This is a genomic window from Synechococcus sp. R3-13 (genome assembly GCF_047462195.1).
Taxonomy (GTDB): Bacteria; Cyanobacteriota; Cyanobacteriia; order Thermostichales; family Thermostichaceae; genus Thermostichus.
In genome coordinates this window covers 1-4156 of sequence record NZ_JANSIO010000132.1, presented here as the reverse complement: position 1 = coordinate 4156, position 4156 = coordinate 1, and the positions used below count along the sequence as shown (strand labels likewise).

Below are 4156 nucleotides of genomic sequence, written 5' to 3'. Positions count from 1 at the left end.
GGAAAGTGCTCCGCGCCACTATCGCAACTGAGTTGGTCTGGGGCCGTCGGCACTCAATCCCTGCCAGGAAAAAGCAGCTTACTTCAGGATCTTGGAGACAACACCCGCTCCGACAGTACGGCCACCCTCGCGGATAGCAAAGCGCATCCCCTGCTCAATGGCGATGGGCTGAATCAGCTCCACCGTCATCCTGACGCGGTCACCGGGCATCACCATCTCTGGCTGGGATCCGTCATCAGCCGTGAAGGAAGAGATGGTGCCGGTTACATCGGTGGTGCGCACATAGAACTGAGGACGATAGCCGGCAAAGAAGGGCGTGTGGCGACCTCCCTCCTCTTTCTTGAGGACATACACCTCAGACTCGAAGTTGGTGTGAGGAGTAATGGTCTTGGGCTTGGCCAGCACCATGCCGCGCTCCACTTCGTTCTTCTGAATGCCGCGCAACAGCACACCAACGTTGTCGCCGGCGATCCCCTCATCGAGGGTTTTTTGGAACATTTCCAGGCCAGTAACAGTGGTGGAGCGAGTTTCCCGCAGGCCCACCAATTCCACCGTTTCGCCCACTTTGATGCGGCCCCGCTCGATCCGGCCCGTGGCCACCGTGCCCCGACCAGTAATCGAGAAGACATCCTCCACAGCCATCAGGAAGGGCTTGTCCACATCCCGCTCAGGCGTGGGAATGTAGGAGTCCACCGCATCCATCAGCTCATAAATTTTGTCCACCCAAGGATCTTCGCCCCGCTGGGTTTTGGGGTTGGCGGTCATTCTTTCTAGGGCTTTCAGCGCCGATCCTCTGATGATGGGAACGTCGTCGCCGGGGAAGTCGTATTTGGAGAGGAGCTCCCGCACTTCCAGCTCCACCAACTCCAGCAACTCTGGATCATCCACCATGTCTTCTTTGTTTAGGAAGACCACCAAGCTGGGCACCCCTACCTGACGGGCCAACAGGATGTGCTCCCGTGTTTGGGGCATGGGACCATCAGCTGCAGACACCACCAAGATGGCCCCATCCATCTGAGCCGCGCCTGTGATCATGTTCTTCACGTAGTCGGCGTGGCCGGGACAATCCACGTGGGCGTAGTGACGGTTGGCAGTCTGATACTCGACGTGGGCGGTGTTGATGGTAATGCCGCGAGCTTTTTCCTCTGGCGCTGCGTCGATCTCATCGTACCTTTTGGCTGTGGCCTGACCCAAAGCAGCCAAGGTGGTGGTGATGGCAGCCGTCAGGGTGGTCTTGCCGTGGTCAACATGGCCGATGGTGCCAACGTTGACATGGGGTTTGGTGCGTTCAAACTTAGCGCGTGCCATGAATCATCACTTCCTTTTTGGTTTCAGTCAGCTACTCATTTCCTTTGTTTTTGGCAATGATGGCTTCGGCGATACTGCGAGGAACTTCCTCGTAGTGGCTGAACTCCATCGTGAAGGTGCCTCGACCCTGGGTCTTGGAGCGAATGTCGGTGGCATAGCCAAACATCTCCGCCAAGGGAACTTTGGCATTGACTTTGGTAATGCCGCCTTCTGTATTCATCCCCTCCATCTGGCCGCGGCGGGCGTTGATGTCCCCGATGACATCCCCCACAAAGGCTTCAGGGACTTCCACCTCGACCTTCATCATCGGCTCCAGCAGGGTAGGGCTTGCCCTGCGAGCGGCCTCCTTCAGAGCCATCGAACCGGCGATCTTGAAGGCCATTTCGCTGGAGTCTACCTCGTGGTAGGAGCCATCCACCAGGGTGGCGCGGATGTCAATCAGGGGATAGCCCGCCAGCACACCGGATTCGCAGGCTTCTCGGATCCCTTGCTCGGCTGGCCCAATGTATTCTTTGGGCACAACGCCACCCACAATCTTGGAAACGAACTCAAATCCTGTACCCGGCTCCGCCGGCTCTAGGTCGATAACCACATGGCCGTACTGGCCGCGGCCACCACTCTGGCGAACAAACTTGCCTTCCACGCGGCTAACCGGCTTGCGAATGGTTTCGCGGTAGGCCACCTGTGGGTTACCAACATTGGCTTCTACGTTGAACTCCCGCAGCATCCGATCCACCAAGATCTCCAGGTGCAGCTCGCCCATCCCAGAGATGATGGTTTGATTGGTCTCGGGATCCACAGACACGCGGAAGGTGGGATCCTCCTTGGCCAGGGCCTGCAGGGCCTTGGAGAGCTTATCGATATCGGCTTTGGTTTTGGGTTCTACCGCTACTGAGATCACCGGCTCTGGGATAAACAGAGACTCCAGGATCACCGGCGCATTTTCGTCGCAGAGGGTGTCTCCGGTGGTGGTGTCCTTGAGGCCCACCACAGCTCCCAGATCTCCTGCCCGCAGCTCATCCACGTCCAAGCGTTCATCGGCCTTCAGCACCACCAACCGCGAAATTCGCTCCTTCTTGTTCTTGGTGGAGTTGAGCACATAAGTACCTTTGGTCAACACCCCCGAGTAGACGCGAATAAAGGTGAGATCCCCGTACTTATCACTCATCAACTTGAAGGCCAGGGCGGAGAAGGGCTCATCGTCGCTGGCACGGCGGGACACTTCTGAGCCATCTGGCAGCACCCCCTTGATGGCCGGAATATCCACAGGCGAGGGCAGGTAATCCACCACCGCATCCAGCAGCATCTGGACTCCCTTGTTCTTGAAGGCAGAGCCACACAGCATGGGCACAATTTGGCCGCTGATCGTGCCTTTGCGCAGACCCGCCATCAAGTCGGCTTCGCTCAGATCTTCTTCGGCGAAGTACTTTTCCATCAGAGCTTCGTCCGTCTCGGCCACTGCTTCCACCAGCTTGGCCCGATACTCTGCCACGAGATCTTTCATCTCCTCAGGGATGGGGGCCGGACGAATGTCTTTGCCGATCTCATCCATATAAATGCGGGCTTGCATCCGCACCAAGTCAACAATGCCGCAAAACCCGTCTTCGGCACCGATGGGCAGTTGGATGGGCACAGCATTGGCCTTGAGGCGCTCCCGGATCTGGTTGTAAACCTTGAGGAAATTGGCCCCCATGCGATCCATTTTGTTGACGAAGGCAATGCGGGGCACATTGTAACGATTGGCTTGCCGCCAGACGGTCTCAGACTGAGGCTGCACGCCGCCCACCGAGTCAAAGACGGCGATCACCCCATCCAGCACCCGCATGGAGCGCTCAACTTCAATGGTGAAATCGACGTGCCCAGGAGTATCGATGATGTTGATGGTGTACTCCGGTGCGCCGGAGAGGGGCTGGGAAGGATTTGCGGGATCCCGCTTAGTCCAACGGGTGGTGATGGCCGCAGCGGTGATGGTGATGCCCCGCTCCCGCTCCTGGGCCATCCAATCGGTGACCGCAGTTCCGTCGTGAACTTCGCCAATTTTGTGCACCAGACCGGAGTAGAAGAGAATCCGCTCTGTGGTCGTGGTCTTGCCAGCATCGATGTGAGCCGCGATGCCGATGTTTCGGACTCGTTCTAGGGGAACTGTGCGTGCCACGTCAACCTCCCAATCCTCGTCGCCCTGCGACTTGGGCAAACTAAAAAATCCTTTACAATTCTAATCTTTTTTGCCGATTTTTCTCCACCTCGCTGGAACTCGGGCTGGGCAGAACAGGGATCCCAAAAGTCTCCACTGCTCCGCCAGGCTAGTTCAGTAGCGGTAGTGGGCAAAGGCCTTGTTGGCCTCGGCCATGCGATGCACCTCTTCCCGCCGTCGAATGGCGCTGCCGGTTTCGTTGGCTGCATCGATCAGCTCATTGGCCAACTTGGCGGCCATGGTGCGACCTGGACGAGTGCGCGAAAAGGTCACCAACCAGCGCAGCGCTAGGGAAGTGCCCCGTTCTCCTCTCACCTCCACAGGCACCTGATAGGTGGCTCCGCCCACCCGGCGGGCTTTCACCTCCACCAGTGGGGTGGCGTTGCGAACAGCATTTTCCAGCAAGGGCAGTGGGTCTTGGCCAGTGCGCTCCCGCACAATGTCCAGAGCTTCATAGAGGATCCTGGCAGCCAGGGATGCCTTACCCCTCATCATCAACTTGCGGATCAGCATGGTAACCAGACGGCTCCCATACTTGGGATCCGGGGGCACATCACGACGAGGGGCACGGTTGCGGCGAGACATAGGAGCTGGGTTGCTTGTTCAGATGGGGATGGCAGAAAGAAAGATGACGAGTGGGATATGGAGGGTTGA

3 protein-coding genes are annotated in these 4156 nt (G+C 58.0%); all 3 read right to left on the bottom strand.

What is annotated here, in order from left to right; translation table 11 throughout:
- Positions 1-78: 78 nt before the first annotated feature.
- Positions 79-1308, bottom strand: coding sequence for an elongation factor Tu (gene tuf, locus NW856_RS04395; RefSeq protein WP_414399300.1), 1230 nt, complete (start codon positions 1306-1308; stop codon positions 79-81).
- 31 nt (positions 1309-1339) lie between these two features.
- Entirely contained in the window at positions 1340-3463 is a 2124-nt protein-coding gene (gene fusA, locus NW856_RS04390) for an elongation factor G (protein ID WP_011432555.1), read from the bottom strand.
- 153 nt (positions 3464-3616) lie between these two features.
- Complete coding sequence (gene rpsG, locus NW856_RS04385) at positions 3617-4087, bottom strand: 30S ribosomal protein S7 (RefSeq protein ID WP_011432554.1); 471 nt, start codon at positions 4085-4087, stop codon at positions 3617-3619.
- Positions 4088-4156: the final 69 nt, after the last annotated feature.